The organism is Marinobacter bohaiensis (assembly GCF_003258515.1).
Taxonomy (GTDB): domain Bacteria; phylum Pseudomonadota; class Gammaproteobacteria; order Pseudomonadales; family Oleiphilaceae; genus Marinobacter_A; species Marinobacter_A bohaiensis.
Genome location: NZ_QGEH01000002.1, coordinates 24,585 through 42,940, shown reverse-complemented (window position 1 = coordinate 42,940; position 18,356 = coordinate 24,585). Strand labels below are relative to the sequence as shown.

Below are 18,356 nucleotides of genomic sequence, written 5' to 3'. Positions count from 1 at the left end.
CGGCGGGCCCGACCGGGCCCGGCGCGGGGGAACTATACTGGCAACATCAGGATTCAAGAAGAATAACGGGATCGCTATGAAACTCGGCAAGAAAAAGGCAGCGGACGCCCCGGCGGGGGAGAAATCAGAGAAGCCGAAGAAAGCTTCCAAAGGCGGCGCCGACAAGCGCAAGGGTCTGAAGAAGCTGGCAGGGATTGGGGGGCAGCAGGCCGCGGTGGTGCTGCTCAGCGGCATTGCCGCGGCGGCGCTGATGTGGTTCCTCGTACTGCAGCCGGCCCAGGCGCAGCGCGAGACCCAGCAGGCGGTGCTCGCGGCGGACAGCGCCAAGGCACGGCTGGAGCAGCGGCTGGAGCTGCTGCGGGCGGTGGTCAAGGGCTACAGTCAGCAGCGTCACGTGGCGGAGGCGATCGACGATGCGGATCGACGTGCCCGCCTGACCCGCGACCTCAGGCAGATGCTGCCCGGCACCCAGGCGGTGTTCCTGTTCCCGTATGGCCAGGTGGGGCGTCAGGCCGGTACCGGCTTTGAGCTGAGCTTCGTCAACCTGGACCTCGCCAAGAAGGCGGAGTCCGGTCGCGCGGTGCATCCTGATGCTTTCCCTCGGGACAACAAATGGTATGTGCAGTTCGCTACCCCGATCAGCGATCCGACCAGCCAGGCGGTGCGGGGCACCCTGCTGGTGGTGTTCGACCCGTCGGTGATCGCGCCGGCGCTGGGTACGGACGGCGGCCGCCGGGCGCTGGTGCAGACCGTCTCCGGCAGCGAGCAGACCATCCTGGCGCGGGGCAACGGCCAGGGCGAGACCCTGACCCGCGCGCTGTCGGCGCCCAACTGGTCGGTGACCTACCAGTCCCAACCGGCATCGGCGCCGCTGGTGAACCCGGTGCTGGCGATGCTGGTTATCCTGGTGCCGGCCCTGGTGGCCATGGCGCTGATCTGGTTCCTGCTCAAGGGGGCGCAGTCGGACCTGCGCCGGGACGCGTCCGGTCTGATCCAGTGGGCGCACAAGGCGTTTGCCGGCGAGCGCCAGAAGCAGCCGGCTTTCAAATGGGATCTGGTGGCGTCGATCGGTGAAGTGCTGAATCGCCTGTCCCAGGCGGTGGACAAGCGGGTCGGCAAGGCCGAGGAAGCGGCTAAGAAAGCGGCCAAAGCCACACCGGCCCCGGCCAAGGGCGGTGGCAGTGTTCCGGCGGAGGAGCCGCTGTTCCAGGAAAACGACATGCTCGACATCGACATGCTGGACAGCGATGAGGACGTACTGGGTTTCGGCGCATCCGGTGGCGATGACGGTTTCGGCGTCGAGGAAGCGCCCGCCGTGGCCGACGTCTCGCCCTCGATCTTCCGCGCCTACGACATTCGCGGCGTGGTGGGCGAGACCCTGACCGCCGAGGTGGTGCACGAGATTGGCCGGGCCATCGGCAGCGAGGCGCAGAGTCGCCAGTTGACCGACATCTGCGTCGGCTACGATGGCCGCCACTCCAGCCCGGAGCTGGCCGATGCACTGAGCCGGGGCCTGATGAGCACCGGCTGCAACGTCATCAACGTCGGCGCCGTACCGACCCCGGTTCTGTACTTCGCCACCCACGAGCTGGGCACCGGTTCCGGCGTGATGGTCACCGGCAGCCACAACCCGGCCAACTACAACGGCCTGAAAATGATGCTGGGCGGGGAAACCCTGTCCGGCGATGCGATCCAGAAACTGCTGGGCCGCATCCAGAGCGCTGACCTGACCCAGGGGCAGGGCGATTATTCCGAGCAGGATGTGCGTCGCGCCTACCTGGACCGGATCGTCGGTGATATCGCCGTGGCCGCGCCGCTCAAGGTGGTGCTCGACGCCGGTAACGGCATTGCCGGCGAACTGGCGCCGATCCTGGTGGAAGAGCTGGGCTGTGAAGTGGTGCCCCTGTTCTGCGAGGTGGACGGTCGCTTCCCGAACCACCACCCGGACCCGGGCAAGCCCGAGAACCTGCAGGCGCTGATCGAGAAAGTGAAGGCCGAGAGCGCCGACATCGGCCTGGCGTTCGACGGCGACGGCGATCGCCTGGGCGTGGTCACCAACACCGGCAAGATCATCTGGCCCGACCGGTTGCTGATGCTGTTTGCCCGGGACGTGGTCTCGCGCAACCCGGGCTCCGACATTCTCTACGACGTGAAGTGCAGTCGCCGCCTGGCCAACGTGGTCAACGAGGCCGGTGGCCGCCCCATCATGTGGAAAACCGGCCATTCCCTGATGAAGGCCAAGATGAAGGAAACCGGCGCGCTGCTGGCCGGGGAGATGTCCGGTCACGTCTTCTTCAAGGAGCGCTGGTACGGCTTCGACGACGGCCTTTATTCGGCGGCGCGGCTGCTGGAAATCCTCGGTGTCGAGGACCGGGACAGCGAGGACGTCTTCGCCGAGTTCCCGGAGGACATCAGCACGCCGGAACTGAACGTGACGGTCACCGACGAGACCAAGTTCGACATCGTCGACAAGCTCAGCGAGGAGGGTGACTTCGGCGACGGCAACGTGTCCGACATCGACGGCGTGCGGGTCGACTACCCGGACGGCTGGGGTCTGTGCCGGGCCTCCAACACCACGCCGGTGCTGGTGCTGCGTTTCGAAGCGGAAACCGACGAAGCCCTGGAGCGTATCAAGTGCATTTTCCGCGATCAGCTGGCGCGCGTGGCACCCAGCGTCACAACGGACTTCTGATCGAGCGGGGCGTTGCGTCGCCGGCGCCCCGCTATACAATATCCCTTCCCCGAATCCAACGGGCCGGTGCGGCATCGAGCCGGCCGGCCCACCTGATCTGAAAGGTTGTTTCCATGGCTATGGATCGTGACAACGCAATGCAGGTGGCGTCTGTTCTCAGCAAGGGCCTGCCTTACATCCAGCGGTTTACCGGCAAGACGGTCGTCGTCAAGTACGGCGGCAACGCCATGGAGAACGACGACCTCAAGAGCAGCTTCGCCCGCGACATGGTGCTGATGAAGACGGTGGGCATCAATCCCATCGTGGTGCACGGCGGCGGCCCCCAGATCGGCGACCTGCTTGAGCGCCTGAACATCAACTCCCGCTTCGTCAACGGCATGCGCGTGACCGACAGCGAGACCATGGACGTGGTGGAAATGGTCCTGGGCGGCCAGGTGAACAAGGAAATCGTGTCCCTGATCAACCAGCATGGCGGCACCGCGGTGGGGCTGACCGGCAAGGACGCGAACCTGATCCGCGCGCGCAAGCTGGAAGTGGTCAACCGCTCCCCGGAAGTGACGCGCAGCGAGATTGTCGATATCGGCCACGTGGGCGAGGTGGAGTCGGTTAACACAGAGGTGATCGACCTGCTGACCCGCAGCAACGTGATTCCCGTGATTGCACCGATTGGCGTGGGCGTCGACGGCGCCTCCTACAACATCAACGCCGACCTGGTGGCCGGCAAGGTGGCCGAGGCGGTGAAGGCGGAGAAGCTGATCCTGCTGACCAACGTGTCCGGCCTCAAGAGCAAGCAGGGCGACGTGCTGACCGGTCTCAAGGCGCATCAGGTCAATGACCTGATCGAGGATGGCACCATCCACGGCGGCATGCTGCCCAAGATCCGCTGTGCCCTGAACGCGGTGGAAAACGGCGTCGCCACCTCCCACATCATCGACGGACGCGTGGCCCACGCCACCCTGCTGGAAATCTTCACCGACGAAGGCGTCGGCACGCTGATTTCCCGCGACTGATTCGCCGCTCCCGCGGGTCCGGGCTACTGATCGTCGGACCAGCCGGACTGGGCGAAGCTGCCCGCGTAACGCTCGATCCACTCGCGGGCCGCTTCTTCCAGCGTTAACTCTCGCTTCTGCCGGTGGCGCACGTCGCGTCGGTACTGCTCGATCTGGCAGATCTGTTCCACCATCCTCACCTGATAGGCGTCGCCGGCACTGAAAAAGGCGACGCCCACCACGTACTGACTGTCGTGCCCCTCGCACCAGACCACTTCGCCGCGCACGTTGAGCGGATCGGGGCAGCAGCGGATGATCAGATCGATGCTATCCCCCGGCAGGTAGGGTTGTGGCGATGAAAACGCCAGGCCACCGCGGCTGAGGTTGCGGACAGCGCCGGTGCAGCCACAGTCGCGGGTGGGTTCTACGTCCAGGGGGATGTCGGCGGGATGACGGATGTAGGCGCGTTCGTGCTGATGGATCATAGAGCCCCGCTCGTGTGCCGTGCTGGAAATGAGGTCTGGTCACATCGCAAGATGCAGTTGTCCTGCTACAGTATAGAACCGGTCGACACGTGGAGCCGGCCAGGGTCAGTCTGACCCACGGATCGCATCACGAATATGTCGAAATGGGCGGCACAGGGAATCGTGCCCTCAAAGACCGGGTCACCCCGCCATGGCAGGCATGATCTCCATGGAACACAACGTAGTTGGCGGAACCCGGGGCCGTCGGGAAACGGGTCCGTCCAAAAAGAGTAGTCGGCATGAAAAAGCTGTTTTTGTCCCTTCTCGGTCTTCTCCTGTTGGCCTACGTCGGCTTCAAGGGTGCGGCCTGGTTCCAGGTCAACCGGGGGCTGACGCACCTGCAGACGGAACTGGCGTCGCAAGGTTCCCTGAGCTGGGGGCGCATCGGATCAAGCCTGTCCGGACAGATTTCCATATACGACGTGGAATATCGCCACTTCGCCATCAGCGAACCGGTGCGGGCCACCCGCCTGACGTTCGAGACCGGCGGCACCTCGGCCCTGCTTGAATCCCTCGCCGGCGGCCCGTTGCCGTCGCATTGGCAGCTGCACGTCGAGAACCTGAACATGGCTCTGGCCAGCCCGTTGCTGACCGACTGGGTGGCGCCCGGGCATGCGGCGGCGGTCAACCGAGCGGTCGTTATTCCCTGCGGCAACGGCCAGCTCGACCTGGCCAGCCTGATGGCCCTGGGCGTTGACCGGATCGCCGGCGACCTGCGCATCCAACAGACTCCGCCGGCCCAGGACGGCGACCACGGCGGCCTGCAGGTGGACCTGCAGGCGGGCAAGCTGGGCAGCATGGAACTGCAGCTGCCGGCCCTGCACCTGCGCCAGGCACAGCTGGAAGACGCCGCCTGGCGGGAGTTGCCCGGGCCGGTGGTGGCGGTCCTGCGGGACGGTGGTTTCATGCGCCGGTTGGCGGCCTACTGCGCCCGTGAAGGCAACCAGTCCCCGGAACAGTGGGCGAGCCGGGCGACGGCGGATTTTGCCGGGCGTCTGCAGGCCAGCCATCACCAAATGAGCGATCAGCTGCGGGCCCTGTACAAGGTCTGGCTGCGTGACGGCGGCGAACTCAAGGCCACGCTCTGGCCCGGCTCGCCTCTGCTGGGCCTGCCCCGTCGCGGTGAGCCGGTCACCGGGGACGGTGTTGAGGTGGAAGCGCCGGAGCGGAGTTTCGACGTGTTCTACAACGGTGCCCGGGTACCGGACCTGTTCGTCAGTCACCAACCGCCGGCCCCGGAGTCTGTTGTGGCCGCGCCCGCCGAGGAGGCTCCGGCGGTGCCGGACGATGCGGTGACCTACCGGCCAACCGCGCCGGAGCAGGCCGAACGCTGGCTGGGGCGTGATGTGCGCGCCACCCTGCAAAGCGGCCGGGTGGTAGACGGCCGTCTGTCCGGCATCGACGATCGACGCCTGGAGGTCACACGCATCGTGGATGGCGGCGCCGTCGCCTATCCTCTGGCCCGTTCAGCCATTACACTGTTCGAAGTAAGGCGCAGACAGAACGACACCGGCCGCGAACCGGAAACCCCTGACATTGGATCGAATAGACCGAAATCGAGTGAACAGGAATCGAGAGAGGCGCCGGATGACACAGCAGGCACAGAAGCGGGAGAAGCCCGCGATGGGCGTTCAGCAGATGCTGGCGCGGCTGATCTCTCAGCCGTCGATCAGTAGTGCATCGCCGGACTGGGACCACAGCAACGAGGCGGTGATCCAGACCCTGGCGGAGTGGCTCGAACCCATGGGGTTCGCCGTGGAGACGCTGCCGGTGCCGGGGATGCCGGGCAAGTATAACCTGGTGGCGACCCTGGGCCAGGGACCTGGCGGTCTGGTGCTGTCGGGCCATACCGACACCGTGCCGTTCGATGAGTCCCGCTGGCAAAGCGACCCCTTTACCCTGACCGAACGCGACGATCGCTGGTACGGTCTGGGCACCTGCGACATGAAGGGCTTCTTTGCGCTGGCGATCGAAGCGGCGAGCGCGTTCCTGGACACGCCTCTGCAGCAGCCTTTGATCATCCTCGCGACCGCCGATGAGGAAAGCTCCATGAACGGCGCCCGGGCGCTGGCGGAAGCCGGGCATCCCAGGGGCCGCTACGCGGTGATTGGCGAGCCCACCGGCCTCAAACCGGTGCGCATGCACAAGGGCATCATGATGGAGCGGCTGGTGTTCGAGGGTCAGTCCGGCCATTCGTCCGACCCGTCGCTGGGCCGCAATGCCCTGGAAGGGATGCACGCGGCCATCGGCGGCCTTTTGGAATTGCGCGATCAGTGGCAGGCGCAATACAGCAACCCGAACTTCCGGGTGCAGGTGCCGACGATGAACCTGGGCTGCATCCACGGTGGCGACAACCCCAACCGCATCTGCGCCAACTGCGAGCTGCACTTCGACCTGCGTCCGTTGCCGGGCATGGACATGGACGCGCTGCGCCAGTCGATCCTGGATCGCGTCGCCCCCGAGGCCGAGCGCCGCGAGCTGGGCCTGCGCTTCGAGCCGCTGTTCGACGGCGTACCGCCGTTCGAGACCGACGCCGATGCGGAACTGGTGCGGGTCTGCGAGCGCCTGACCGGCCACTCCGCCGAGGCGGTGGCGTTCGCGACCGAGGCGCCCTGGCTGCAGAAGCTGGGCATGGAAACCCTGGTCATGGGCCCCGGCCACATCGATCAGGCGCACCAGCCCGACGAATACCTGGACCTGTCCCAGGTAAAGCCGGCGGTGGATATCCTGGGCCGGCTGATTCAGCATTTCTGTGTCGACAGCCCCGCTGTTGACCCGAAGCCGCCGTCCCCGTGACGGCCACACCGAAAGCATGAGGAGACAACGCGTTTGAAATCGAATGACTGGCTGCACGGTTTCCGCCATTCATCCCCCTACATCAATGCCCATCGCGGCCGAACCGTTGTCCTTACCCTGGGCGGGGAAGCGCTCGCCCACGAGAACCTGATCAATATCATCCACGACATCACCCTGCTCAGCAGTCTGGGCGTCAAGCTGGTGGTGGCGTTCGGCGCCCGGCCGCAGATCCAGCAGCGTTTCGACGAGTCCGGCTTCGAGTCCCAGTTCCACGACGGGCTGCGGGTCACCCCGGAACATCAGTTGCCGCAGGTGATGGAAGCGGTGGGCGCGTTGCGGGCCCACCTCGAGAGCCGGTTGTCCATGGGACTGGTCAATTCGCCCATGCACGGCGCCCGTATCCGCGTCAGCAGCGGCAATTTGGTCACCGCCAAGCCGGTGGGCGTGCTCAATGGGCTGGATTTCGGGCACACCGGCCGCGTGCGTCGGGTCGACGTGGAAGGCATCGAATCCCTGCTGGCGCTGGATCACATCGTCCTGTTGCCGCCGCTGGGTTATTCCCCTACCGGGGATATCTTCAACCTGTCCTACGAGGACGTGGCCAGCCAGGTGGCCTCGGCCCTGACGGCGGAGAAGCTGATTGTGTTCACCGGCCAGGACGGGGTGGTGGACAGTAGCGGACAGCTGATCCGCGAGCTGACCGTGCGCCAGGCCCGTGAACGGCTGGCCGACGGCGACCTCCAGGGCGACGCCGCCAGCCTGCTGCGCGCCGCCTGCGAGGCCTGCGTGCGCGGTGTGCGCCGCAGTCAGATCATCAGCTACACCCGCGACGGCGCGTTGCTGGAGGAACTGTTTACCCGGGACGGTGCCGGCACCCTGGTCAGCAACGACAACTATGAGCAGATCCGCAGCGCGCGGGTGGAAGACATCGGCGGTATCCTGGAACTGATCCAGCCGCTGGAAGAGAAAGGCATCCTGGTGCGTCGCTCGCGGGAACTTCTGGAAACCGAAACCGACCGTTTCACGGTTGTGGAGCGGGATGGCACCATCGTCGGCTGTGCGGCGCTCTACGAGTATCCGGCGGAGAAGGCAGGCGAGCTGTCCTGTTTTGCGGTGGATCCCTCCTACCGCCGCTCCGGGCGTGGTGACGAGATCCTTGCGGTGGTGGAGCGCCAGGCGCGCGCCCACGGCCTGGAGAACCTGTTCGTGCTCACCACCCAGACCGAGCACTGGTTCCGCGAGCGGGGCTTCGAGCCCAGCAGCGTGCAGGCCCTGCCCGGCCCGAAACTGGCCAACTACAACAGCCAGCGCAATTCAAAGGTCTTCGTCAAACGCCTGGCCTAGGGCATCGAGCCGTTGCCGGCGGACATCCGCCGGCGCCTCGGACAGCCGCTCCACCTGTTCGTAGAAAGCCTGGAAATCCCCGCCGGTGTCCGCCAACAGCTGGCGGAACGCCGGGACGTCGCCATTGTACTGACGGAACAGCCCCAGCACGGCGTTGTTGACCTGCTCGATCACACCCGCCATGGGCCCGGGTTCGCCCCAGGTCGCCTCCAGTTCCCGGTAGCGGGTTTTCAGGTCATCAAGCAGCGCCTGTTTGCGACGCCGGAGCTCGGCTATGTCCAGGGTGTCCTGCTGGGCATAGAGGGCGCCGAGTTGTTGCGCGCTCTGCTCGATCAGGGCCAGGGTCTCGCCCCGGCGGCGCAGGCGGGCGCGGGTCCGGGCGTACTGCTCCGGTTGCCCGGTGGCCTGAAGCCAACGCTTGAGCCCCTCCAGTTCCACGGCCGTGGCAAAGCTCTCGTTGAACCGGGTGTCGTCGGCCACGTACAGTTGCTTGTGGGCCAGCTCGTGGAACATCAGCGCCGCCATGCGATCATCCGGCAGCTGCGTGAAGCCACTATGCACCGGGTCGTCGAACCAGCCCAGGGTGGAATAGGCGGTCACGCCGCCGAGGAACGTATCGTCGCCGTCGGCCATGTAGCGCTCGCGGGCGGCGCGGGCGTCCTCCAGGTGAAAATAGCCACGGTATGACTGGCAGCCCACGAACGGGTAGCACCACTGGCGTGGCGTCAGGGAGAATTCCGGCGCCACCATGAGGTTGTAGACCACATAAGGTTGATCCAGTGAGACGAAATCGGAGAAAGTATCACCCACCGGCAGTGCCAGCTCATCCCGGGCAAAAACGCGTAACCGTTGGACGAGTTCCAGCTTGCGTCGCAGCGCTTCGGGCGTCTCCAGATCCTGCAGCAACTCGTCAATGGGCTGGCTGTTCCACCACAGTGATAACTGACCGCCGGCGGCCTGCTGGTAATAGTTGACGGACTGGCAGCCGGACAGGGCCGAGACCAGTAGTAATGAAAGACAGAGCTGACTAAGCTGTCGCATAATGTGTCCTGTTCGAACGCCCACAACCGAACGGATTCAGTTTGTAAAAGCTTGTTATCGCGATCGGCACCCCCGAAGCCAGACACTATACTGGAGTCAGAGTCTGGCCCATGCCACCGATGCTGTGCCTGGGCCATGATCATACAGGGCAGCATCCGGTCGCGTAGACCATGACTATGCTTGCAGGGTCTACTTGAACTTCATCCAGGACATCGATGGAACGACGCGCCAGCCTTCGCCGACCGATTAAACTCGCCGCGCAGTTGCAGGCAGGAGACGACCAGGTTTGGCCCTGCCAGATCACGGACTTCTGCGCGGAAGGGCTGTTCATTCGCTTCTCCGGTGACACCGATCAGCGGTTGCGCCGGGTACTGGGCGACGATGAGCAGCAGGAGTTGGTCGTGCGTTTCCGGGGGGCAGACGGCCGCTCAACTTACAGCCTGCACGTGCGTGCCGCCCGTATCGTTGAAGGCGCGGTGGGTGTGGCCTTCACCCGCTCCAATCCGGAAGCGGTCGACGCCATGCTGGGTCAGTGTGGCGCCGGCCAGGACCAGGAGCGGGCTCACCTCAAGCCGCCCAGCGAGCGGGTCCAGTTCGTCCTTCACCAGTGCGCCAAGACAGTGATCCAGCATATGGAACCACTGATGGCTGACTGTCTTCCGCGCACCATCGGCGCCCTCAAGGAAGCGGCCCAGTCGGCGCTTTCCGATCAGCTGGCCAACGAACTGATGGATGCTTCGGGTCTGCTGGCGGGGCGCCAACGTGCCATCTGGCACCAGATGATGCAGGCCCTGGAATCGCCGCTCAAACCGGAACGCCAGGGCTTTCCCGGCAGTGAACTGTCGTTGGTGGATAAGAGCGAGTTCGAGGACTGGCTGACCATCAAGGTGATGGTGACCAAGGCGGACACGATGTATCGCGGCGACCTGCTGCAGTTGCGAATGCGCCTGGACAAGCTGGGTGTCGGTAACGCCACCGGCCACCATAATCCGTTGGGCCCCGCGCTCATCTGTGAAGCCTTTCACGGCAGCCTGCAGCACCTCAAGGCCAGCCGCGAAGTGGAGAAAGTCTGCCTGCGGGTGTTCGAGCAGGTGGTCCTGAAGTCGCTGGGGCCGCTCTACGAGGCTCTCAACCAGATCCTGATCCGCCACGGCATCCTGCCGGACCTGGACCTGAGCAAGTACCTCACCGACCGCGCGCCCCGGCGCGAGGCGCCGAAACCCCGGAAGCCCAGGGAACCGTCCCTGTCCGGACCTGAAGCGTCGGCGTCCGGTGCCAGCGTCGAAACCGCGCCGCCCGGCATGGACGAGGGTCGCGCCAGCAGCGACCGTTTCCGCAGTTACTCCCTCAGCGCCCAGACCGCCTTCGCCACCGTTCGCAACCTGCTGGCGACGCTCAGCGCCAGCCGCCAGCAGCAGGGCGAGATCGCCCCGCGGCCGTTTGCGCCCAACGCCCGACCGCTGTCGGCCGGCGAGTTCCAGCGCGAGCTGCAAAGCCTGCAGCAGGTGCCGGTAACGACCGAAACCATGGCCGAGACCACCCTGCGCGACCGGGTGGTGGAACAGGTCAAGACCGGCGGCGACGTGGGCCTCAACGACGAGCAGCAGGAATCCCTGGATGTGGTCGACCAGTTCTTCCGCAGCGTCACCCGCAGTCCGCGTCTGAGCGATGGTGCCCGCCGCCAGTTGCGCCAGCTCGAAGTGCCGGTGCTCAAGGTTGTCCTGCGTGACCGGGCCTTCTTCGACGACGAAGCCAGCCCCGTACGCGGTGTGATGAACCGCCTCGCCCAGTTGGGCGTGAAAGGCGGCCGCGTTAATCCGGTGATCCAGCGCAAGGTGGACGAGATGATCCACCGGATCTCCACCGGGTTCGAGCAGGATACCCGCGTGTTCGAATCGGTCCAGGGCGAGCTGGACCAATTGATCGACCGTCAGAACCTGGTGTACCGGCGCAATGTTGAACGGGTTGCCGCAGCCGCCGAAGGCGCCCAGAAAGTGGGGCTGGCCAAGCAGGCGGTGCGCGAGGTGTTGGACGAACGCCTGGGTGGGCGACGCCTGCCCCGGGCGGTGATCAGCCTGCTCAACGGCGGCTGGCGAGACCTGATGTCCCTGACCTGGATTCGCCAGGGCCCGGAAAGCCAGCTCTGGCAGGATTACCTGGCCGTGCTGGATTCCCTGGTCGCCTATGGCGAGGATCCCGACGCCAACGTCAACCTGCCCGAGCTGCTGCGCATCATCCAGGACGGCCTGGCGTCAATCTCCAGCAATCACATGCCGTCCGCCCAGATCCGCGACGAGCTCAAGGCATTCCTGGTCAAGCGGGATCCGGCCACTACCGAGTGGGTGGACTACCCGCGCGAGGACAAACCGGCCCCGGCGTCACCGGACAGCGCCAACGAACGCCAGCGCCGCAGCCTGCAACGCTGGATCGGTCGTGCCCAGCGTCTGCGCGCCGGGGACTGGCTGCGCAATCAGGAGAATCCGGACGATCCGTTCTACATCCGCCTGGTGTGGGTGGCGCGGGAATTCAGCCGCTTCGTGTTCGTCAATCACCAGGGCATGCGGGTCGTGGAACTGGAGCTGGAGCCCCTGGCGCGACAGCTGCAGCAAGGCATTCTGGTGCCCGACGCCCAGTACGAGCGGCCGCTGGTGGACGAAAGCATCGACCGCATGGTCAAGCAGGTGTACGACCAGCTGTCCTGGGTCTCCACCCACGACGAGTTGACCGGCCTGCTGTCCCGGCGCGAATTCGAGCGGGTGTTGGAGCAGCACCTGACCCGTCCGGGCGAGGTGTCCGAAAGCCTGGTGCTGATCGACCTGCGCCAGTTCCGCCTGCTCAATGACACCGCCGGCTATAAGTGCGGCGACGATACCCTGGCGAAAGTGTCCGAATGCCTGCGCCAGAACCTGGAAGACGAATCGCCCCTGGCCCGGCTGGAAGGCAACCAGTTCGCTTTTCTCTGCCCCACGGAGTCGGCCGAAGGCGTCGCCCGGACCCTGGTCGACGCCATCGAGCAGCTTGATCTGACCTTCAACGGCCGGCGCTACCATCTCAGTGCCTGTGCCGGTCTCGCGCCGGTGTTACCGGCCCTGGTGACCGCGGAGCGCTGGCTGCGGGCGGCGGAAGAGGCCACCAAGCGGGCCAAGCAGCAGGGCAACGGCAAGATCGCCACCTACGTGCTGGATGCCCGGACCCATTCCCAGCAGGAGCAGATCGCCGCCAAAGTGGCCAGTCTGGGCAATCTGGACGCGGAGCCGGTTCTGCTGCGTTGTCAGAAGATGATTCCGCTGCACCAGGAAACGCGCATGCCGACCCAGTACGAAATCCTGATCAGCATGTACGACGATGCCGGTAACCTGATCACCGCGGCGGAATTCGTACGCATGGCCGAGCGCTACAACCGCATGCAGGCGGTGGACCGCTGGGTGGTCGGCCACATGCTGGACGCCCTGCGTGATACGTCGTCCGGCGCCAGCAAGCTGGGCGGCGTGTGCATCAACCTGTCCGGCTACTCGCTCAACGATGAATCGCTGCTCGAGTTCATCTACGAGAAGCTCAGCGAGAAAGACGCGCCCATCGAGCGTTTCTGGTTCGAGATCACCGAAGCGGCGGCGATCCATAACCTGCAGGAAGTGGCTGACTTCATGGAAGAAATGAAGGAGCTCGGCTGTCGTTTCTGTCTCGGCAATTTCGGCAGCGGCCCCACCTCCTACGAGTACATGCGCACCCTGCCCGTGGATCTGATCAAGCTGGCCGGCGCCTTCACCCGCAATGTGTCCCGCAGCGAAGCCGACCGCGCCATGGTGCGCTCCATGGTCGACATGGCCCATTACACCGGCCGCGAAGTCATCGCCTCCCAGGTGGAAGATCGCGCCACCCTCGATACCCTGTGCAGCCTCGGCGTCGACTACGCCCAGGGCTATGTGATTGAGAAACCGCAACTGCTGGACAATGTTCTGAGCTGACACGGTGACCCAAGCCCGTTATGCTGCCCTCTCGATGCCTGCACGCAGGCACCACCGATTCACAGGGAGGGCGGTCCCGGGACTGCTGTTACTATGTCGAAACGTCATCCCATCATTGCCGTGACCGGATCGTCCGGGGCGGGGACCACCACCACCGGTCGCATCTTCAGCCGCATCTTCGCCGGCGAGAATATCCGCGCCGCCCGCGTCAGCGGCGACAGCTTCCACCGCTATACCCGCAGCCAGATGTCGGTGCTGGCGGAGAAGGGCCGCTACGGACAGCGCAACCACTTCGCCCTCGACGCCAACCACATCGATCGCCTCGAAGGCCTGTTCTACGACTACAGCACCAGCGGCACCGGCCAGTATCGCGACTACGTCCACGACGAGGATCTCCACCTGATGCGCCAGGGCCACGAGCCCGGTACGTTTACACGCTGGGCCCCGCTGCCGGCCGACACCGACCTGCTGTTCTACGAAGGTCTCCACGGTGGTGTCGTCAGCGAGCACTTCAACATCGCCCAGTACGTCGACCTGCTCATCGGTGTCGTCCCCATCGTCAACCTCGAGTGGATGCAGAAGATCTACCGTGACACCAACCAGCGCGGCTACTCCCAGGAAGCCGTCGTCCAGACCATCATCAACCGCATGGACGACTACGTCACCGACATCGTCCCCCAGTTCTCCCACACCCACGTCAACTTCCAGCGCGTCCCCATGGTCGATACCTCCAACCCGTTCGTGGTACGCGACGTGCCCAACGACGACGAGAGTCTCATCGTCATCCGCTTCCGCGACCACGGCGATATCGACTTTCCCTACCTGCTGCAGATGATTCCCAACAGTCATATGTCGCGGCACGATACGCTGGTGATTCCGGGGACGAAGCTGTCTTTGGCCATGGATCTCATTGTCAGACCCATGGTGTTGGAACTCATGGCCCAAAAGCAGTTTGCCTAGAAGGACCGCCTGAGGCGACGATGGGCTGCGTTGTGCGCTGCTCGTGAGCTCACCTACCACCGAGGTATGCCTCGCTCACTGCGCTGCGTACGCCTTGCCCATCGTCGCCTCAGGCGGTCCCGGGCCTCGCGATAGGTCTGGGGTTGTGCGCTGCTCGTGAGCTCACCTACCACCGAGGTATGCCTCGCTCACTACGCTGCGTACGCTTTGCCCATCGCCGCCTCAGGCGGTCCCGGGCCTCTCGATAAGTCTGGGGTTTCGCGGTGCTCGCGCGCTCACCTGCCAAGCAGGTATGCCTCGCGCGCTGCGCTCCGTGCGCCTTGCCCATCGTCGCCTCAGGCGGTCCCGGGCCCCGCGATAGGGCTGGGGTTGTGCGCTGCTCGTGAACTCACCTACCACCGAGGCATGCCCCGCTCACTGCGCTGCGTACGCCTTGCCCATTGCCGCCTCAGGTGGTCCCGGGCCCCGCGATAGAGCTGGGGTTGTGCACTGCTCGTGAACTCACCTACCACTGAGGTATGCCCCGCTCACTACGCTGCGTACGCCTTGCCCATTGCCGCCTCAGGCGGTCCCGGGCCTCTCGATAGGTTTGGGATTAAGCGATCGCAGGGGATTTCACAGAGGGCCGTGCCGTCGCTTGCAAAAACGCAGGCATAAAAAAGGCGCAGCGGGCGCTGCGCCAAGCAGCCATCCAAAGGAGAGAGGATGGACCATGAGTCAACTCAGGCGATCAGGCGACCGTCCCGGTAGTCCTGAAGGGCCTGTTCGATCTCTTCGCGGGTGTTCATCACGAAGGGGCCGTACTGGGCGATCGGTTCGCCGATGGGCTTGCCCGCGATCAGCAGGACCCGTGCGCCGTCCGGTCCGCCGGTGACGGTGATGTGGTCGCCGTCACTGAGAACGCTGGCGGCGCTGCGTTCCAGTCGCGCGTCGCCCAGGCTGGCCTCGCCGTCGTACAGGTAAAGCAGGCCGTCGTGGCTGTCTGCCAGGGGCAGGCTGACCTTTGCCGCCGGCTCCAGGTGGATGTCGGCGTAGATCGGGGCGGTGGTGCCGCCGGCGATAGCACCGGTGTGCTCGCAGCCGTCCAGTTCGATGCGGCCGGCGATCAGCTTGAGCCGGGCGCCGTCGAGGGCGATCTCGGGGATCTCCTCCGGCTGGATGTCGCGATAGCCGGCGTCCTTCATCTTCTCCGCCGCCGGCAGGTTCAGCCACAGCTGGAAGCCGCGCATCGCCCCGTGCTCCTGCTGGGGCATCTCCGAGTGGATGATGCCGCGTCCGGCGGTCATCCACTGCACGCCGCCGTTGCGCAGGTCGCCGCGGTTGCCCAGATGATCCTCGTGCAGCATGTGCCCCTCGATCATGTAGGTCACCGTCTCGAAGCCGCGATGCGGATGGGACGGGAACCCGGCGATGTAGTCGGCGGCCTGGGTGGAGCCGAACTCATCCAGCATGAGGAAGGGATCGAGCCGCACGGACGGATGCTGACCCAGCGAGCGCTTGATGCGGACGCCGGCGCCATCGGATGTCTCGGCACCCGGAATCACCTGTTTGAGAGTACGTTCGGTCATGGTGACCTCCTTCCGTTATTCACGGAGTGGTGACCGCCGGATCAGGCGGTCAGGGTTTCGATTTCCTTGCCGGCGCCGGACAGGGCAGATGCTTTCTGCTCGTCGCCCATGTTCAGCCCCTCGGCGTAGACGAAGTGCACGTCTTTCAGGCCCAGGAAGCCCAGGAACGCCTGCAGGTAAGGAGTCTGCGAGTCGTTCGGCGTGCCGGCGTAAATGCCACCGCGGGCGGCCAGCACGTAGACCGGACGATCCTCCAGCAGGCCGACCGGGCCGTTCTCGGTGTAGCGGAACGTAATGCCCGCGCGGGCGATGTGGTCGAAGTACGCCTTCAGGCCGGACGGGATGCCGAAGTTGTACATGGGCACGCCCAGCACGACGATGTCAGCGTCCTTGATTTCTCGGATCAGGGCGTCGGAGTAGTCGACCACCTGTTGCTGTTGCGCGTCGCGTTCGCCGTCGCCGGTCAGGAAGGCGCCAAAGCGGGCGGCGTCCAGGTGTGGAACCGGCTCGGCGGCCAGATCGCGATGGGTTTCACGGATCTCGCCGTGGGTGTCGCGCAGCTGATCCAGCGTGCGTTTGACCAGTTGGCTTGATTGACCGTCCTGACCGAAGATGCTGGCGGTGATAACGAGGATGTTCTTCATGTTCAATGCCTCCGACGGGTGTCGTTAAGTGATGAGACTATTGAACGGCTTCGGCGGGCAAGATGAAAACGGAGAAATCTGGCGGGTTTGATCAGAAAATTTGAAGGAAGCTCGGGCGCGCCCGGACGGCGCGCCTTCGCGGTGTTCCCGGCGGGGCTACTCGACGTTGCGCGAGTAGAAGATTTCCAGCATTTCCCGCTGCAGGCGCTCGGCGATGGAATCGGCCTCGTCCTTGGGCAGGTCGCTGGCATTCACGCCGAACACGTAGTTGTCCAGGTTGAATTCCTTGAGCTTCATCTTGGTGTGGAACAGATTCTCCTGGTACACGTTCACGTCGATCATCTGATAGGCGTTGCGCGTGTCGTCGCTCAGGTAGTTCTGGATCGAGTTGATATCGTGGTCGTTGTAGTGCTTCTTGCCATCCACGTCGCGGGTGAAGCCACGCACCCGGTAATCCACGGTGACCACGTCGGAATCGAAACTGTGGATCAGGTAGTTCAGCACTTTCAGCGGTGAAATCAGGCCGCAGGTGGACACGTCGATGTCCGCGCGGAACGTGCTGATGCCTTCGTACGGGTGGCTTTCCGGGTAGGTGTGCACCGTCACGTGGCTCTTGTCCAGGTGCGCCACGATGGCATCCGGCAGCGGGCCAGGGGACTCTTCGTTGTCGGTGGAGGTGCCGTCGCCGAGTTCGTGCTCCGCGATCAGCATGGTGACCGAGGCGCCGTGCGGCTCGTAGTCCTGGCGGGCGATGTTAAGGATATTGGCGCCGATGATCTTGACCACGTCCGACAGGATCTGGGTCAGGCGTTCGGCGTTGTACATCTCGTCGATGTAGTCGATGTACGCCTTGCGTTGCTCTTCGGTCCGCGCGTAACAGATATCGTAGATATTGAAGCTCAGCGACTTGGTCAGGTTATTGAAACCATGCAGTTCGAGTTTGGTTTCCATTACAGCCCCCCCAATCAAGGAGATGAATTGCAGCGGACACACAAGCCGGTGCCGCGAAGGCCGCCACCGGTGTCTGACCAGGATTGATCACCATTTGCGCAGACCGGCGGAGAGGGGGCGTATTATGCCTATCCGGGGTGTGGATGGATAGACGCCCGCCCCCGTTTTTTATAGCGGTTTGCCGTACTGGTGCGCGGCGGTTTCGGCCGCTGGCGAGGACGGCCGGTGCCAGGGGATTTCGCCGTTAGCCAGACAGTTTAGATGGCGTTTCCGGAGTAGCCTATTCCGCCTCGCGAATTTCGTAATCGTGGGTGATTTCCACGCCGCCTTTTTCCAGCATGATCGAGGCGGAACAGTACTTCTCCGCCGACAGGGCAACGGCGCGCTTGACCAGGTTTTCCTTGAGGTTGCGGCCGGTCACGATGAAGTGCAGGTGAATGCGGGTGAACACCGCCGGGACGGCGTCGGCGCGCTCGGCTTCCAGTTCGGCACGGCAGTCGGTCACGTCCTGCCGGGATTTCTGCAGGATGCTCATGACGTCGAAAGACGAACAGCCACCCAGCCCCATCAGGACCATTTCCATCGGCCGCGGCCCCTGGTCCGTGCCGCCGTGATCCGGTGGACCGTCCAGCTGCACGCTGTGGCCGCTGCCGGATGTCGCCTTGAAACCGGCCGCACCGGTCCAGTCGATGGTTGCTTTCATAGTCCGTCTCCTGAAGGTAAAGGGTGAATGCTATCACAGGGCAACGCACGGACGGACCCGGGCCGGTTCGGGCAAGTGGCGGAAAAACCGGGCATTTGTTCTATACTCCAAAGTCGAGCCGCCGGCGGCAAGTTGCCGGGTTACAGGCTTCCTGATATAAGTGGCTCGCCGCTTACGGT

The 18,356-nt window shown here is 64.6% G+C and carries 13 protein-coding genes; 7 read left to right on the top strand and 6 right to left on the bottom strand.

The window, feature by feature from the left end; genetic code table 11:
• The first annotated feature begins 76 nt into the window (after positions 1–76).
• Entirely contained in the window at positions 77–2,692 is a 2,616-nt protein-coding gene (locus tag DKK67_RS21955; protein ID WP_111496922.1) for a phosphomannomutase/phosphoglucomutase, read from the top strand.
• Positions 2,693–2,805: 113 nt separating this feature from the next.
• Entirely contained in the window at positions 2,806–3,702 is an 897-nt protein-coding gene (argB, locus tag DKK67_RS12950; protein ID WP_111496921.1) for an acetylglutamate kinase, read from the top strand.
• Positions 3,703–3,725: 23 nt separating this feature from the next.
• Here argB and DKK67_RS12945 read toward each other — a convergent pair whose 3' ends face one another.
• The gene (locus DKK67_RS12945; RefSeq protein WP_111496920.1) at positions 3,726–4,166 is read right to left on the bottom strand and encodes a PilZ domain-containing protein; all 441 of its coding nucleotides are present in this window, start codon (positions 4,164–4,166) and stop codon (positions 3,726–3,728) included.
• Positions 4,167–4,444: 278 nt separating this feature from the next.
• Between DKK67_RS12945 and DKK67_RS12940 the strand changes: the two genes are divergently transcribed.
• Genes DKK67_RS12940 through argA form a run of 3 tightly spaced genes read left to right on the top strand, consistent with a single transcriptional unit; the run spans position 4,445 to position 8,345 of the window.
• On the top strand, positions 4,445–5,881 hold the full coding sequence (locus tag DKK67_RS12940; protein ID WP_111496919.1) for a hypothetical protein: 1,437 nt from the start codon (positions 4,445–4,447) through the stop codon (positions 5,879–5,881).
• Entirely contained in the window at positions 5,829–7,001 is a 1,173-nt protein-coding gene (gene argE, locus DKK67_RS12935; protein ID WP_111496918.1) for an acetylornithine deacetylase, read from the top strand. Before DKK67_RS12940 ends, argE begins: the two co-directional genes overlap by 53 nt.
• Positions 7,002–7,034: 33 nt before the next feature.
• On the top strand, positions 7,035–8,345 hold the full coding sequence (gene argA, locus DKK67_RS12930; RefSeq protein ID WP_111496917.1) for an amino-acid N-acetyltransferase: 1,311 nt from the start codon (positions 7,035–7,037) through the stop codon (positions 8,343–8,345).
• Here the strand turns inward: argA and DKK67_RS12925 are convergent.
• A complete protein-coding gene (locus DKK67_RS12925) occupies positions 8,316–9,386 on the bottom strand; it encodes an aminopeptidase (RefSeq protein ID WP_111496916.1) in 1,071 nt (356 codons plus the stop codon). The genes argA and DKK67_RS12925 overlap by 30 nt on opposite strands.
• Positions 9,387–9,601: 215 nt before the next feature.
• On the opposite strand from DKK67_RS12925, the gene DKK67_RS12920 reads away from it, so the two are divergent.
• Together DKK67_RS12920 and DKK67_RS12915 are read left to right on the top strand one after the other, a co-directional pair.
• Positions 9,602–13,351 (top strand): DUF1631 family protein, encoded by a 3,750-nt coding sequence (locus tag DKK67_RS12920; RefSeq protein ID WP_111496915.1) that lies wholly within the window; start codon positions 9,602–9,604, stop codon positions 13,349–13,351.
• Between the two features lie 93 nt (positions 13,352–13,444).
• Positions 13,445–14,311 carry a phosphoribulokinase gene (locus tag DKK67_RS12915; protein ID WP_111496914.1) on the top strand — a complete coding sequence of 289 codons (867 nt, stop codon included), beginning with the start codon at positions 13,445–13,447 and terminating at the stop codon, positions 14,309–14,311.
• 722 nt (positions 14,312–15,033) lie between these two features.
• On the opposite strand, the gene DKK67_RS12910 is transcribed toward DKK67_RS12915, so the two are convergent.
• From DKK67_RS12910 to DKK67_RS12895, 4 genes are all read right to left on the bottom strand, one after another.
• Positions 15,034–15,879: a pirin family protein gene (locus DKK67_RS12910; protein WP_111496913.1), complete on the bottom strand. Its 846-nt coding sequence runs from the start codon at positions 15,877–15,879 to the stop codon at positions 15,034–15,036.
• Between the two features lie 41 nt (positions 15,880–15,920).
• Entirely contained in the window at positions 15,921–16,523 is a 603-nt protein-coding gene (locus DKK67_RS12905) for an FMN-dependent NADH-azoreductase (RefSeq protein ID WP_111496912.1), read from the bottom strand.
• A gap of 156 nt (positions 16,524–16,679) precedes the next feature.
• The gene (gene speD, locus DKK67_RS12900) at positions 16,680–17,474 is read right to left on the bottom strand and encodes an adenosylmethionine decarboxylase (protein ID WP_111496911.1); all 795 of its coding nucleotides are present in this window, start codon (positions 17,472–17,474) and stop codon (positions 16,680–16,682) included.
• Positions 17,475–17,754: 280 nt separating this feature from the next.
• Positions 17,755–18,177 carry an OsmC family protein gene (locus DKK67_RS12895; RefSeq protein ID WP_111496910.1) on the bottom strand — a complete coding sequence of 141 codons (423 nt, stop codon included), beginning with the start codon at positions 18,175–18,177 and terminating at the stop codon, positions 17,755–17,757.
• Positions 18,178–18,356 lie beyond the last annotated feature (179 nt).

Excerpts from the sequence above, each read along its gene's own strand:
- DKK67_RS21955 (WP_111496922.1), top strand. The coding sequence starts at position 77 with ATGAAACTCGGCAAGAAAAAGGCAGCGGACGCCCCGGCGGGGGAGAAA.
- DKK67_RS12895 (WP_111496910.1), bottom strand. The coding sequence starts at position 18,177 with ATGAAAGCAACCATCGACTGGACCGGTGCGGCCGGTTTCAAGGCGACA.
- speD (WP_111496911.1), bottom strand. The coding sequence starts at position 17,474 with ATGGAAACCAAACTCGAACTGCATGGTTTCAATAACCTGACCAAGTCG.
- DKK67_RS12945 (WP_111496920.1), bottom strand. The coding sequence starts at position 4,166 with ATGATCCATCAGCACGAACGCGCCTACATCCGTCATCCCGCCGACATC.
- argB (WP_111496921.1), top strand. The coding sequence starts at position 2,806 with ATGGCTATGGATCGTGACAACGCAATGCAGGTGGCGTCTGTTCTCAGC.
- argE (WP_111496918.1), top strand. The coding sequence starts at position 5,829 with ATGGGCGTTCAGCAGATGCTGGCGCGGCTGATCTCTCAGCCGTCGATC.
- DKK67_RS12915 (WP_111496914.1), top strand. The coding sequence starts at position 13,445 with ATGTCGAAACGTCATCCCATCATTGCCGTGACCGGATCGTCCGGGGCG.
- DKK67_RS12920 (WP_111496915.1), top strand. The coding sequence starts at position 9,602 with ATGGAACGACGCGCCAGCCTTCGCCGACCGATTAAACTCGCCGCGCAG.
- DKK67_RS12925 (WP_111496916.1), bottom strand. The coding sequence starts at position 9,386 with ATGCGACAGCTTAGTCAGCTCTGTCTTTCATTACTACTGGTCTCGGCC.
- DKK67_RS12940 (WP_111496919.1), top strand. The coding sequence starts at position 4,445 with ATGAAAAAGCTGTTTTTGTCCCTTCTCGGTCTTCTCCTGTTGGCCTAC.
- DKK67_RS12905 (WP_111496912.1), bottom strand. The coding sequence starts at position 16,523 with ATGAAGAACATCCTCGTTATCACCGCCAGCATCTTCGGTCAGGACGGT.
- DKK67_RS12910 (WP_111496913.1), bottom strand. The coding sequence starts at position 15,879 with ATGACCGAACGTACTCTCAAACAGGTGATTCCGGGTGCCGAGACATCC.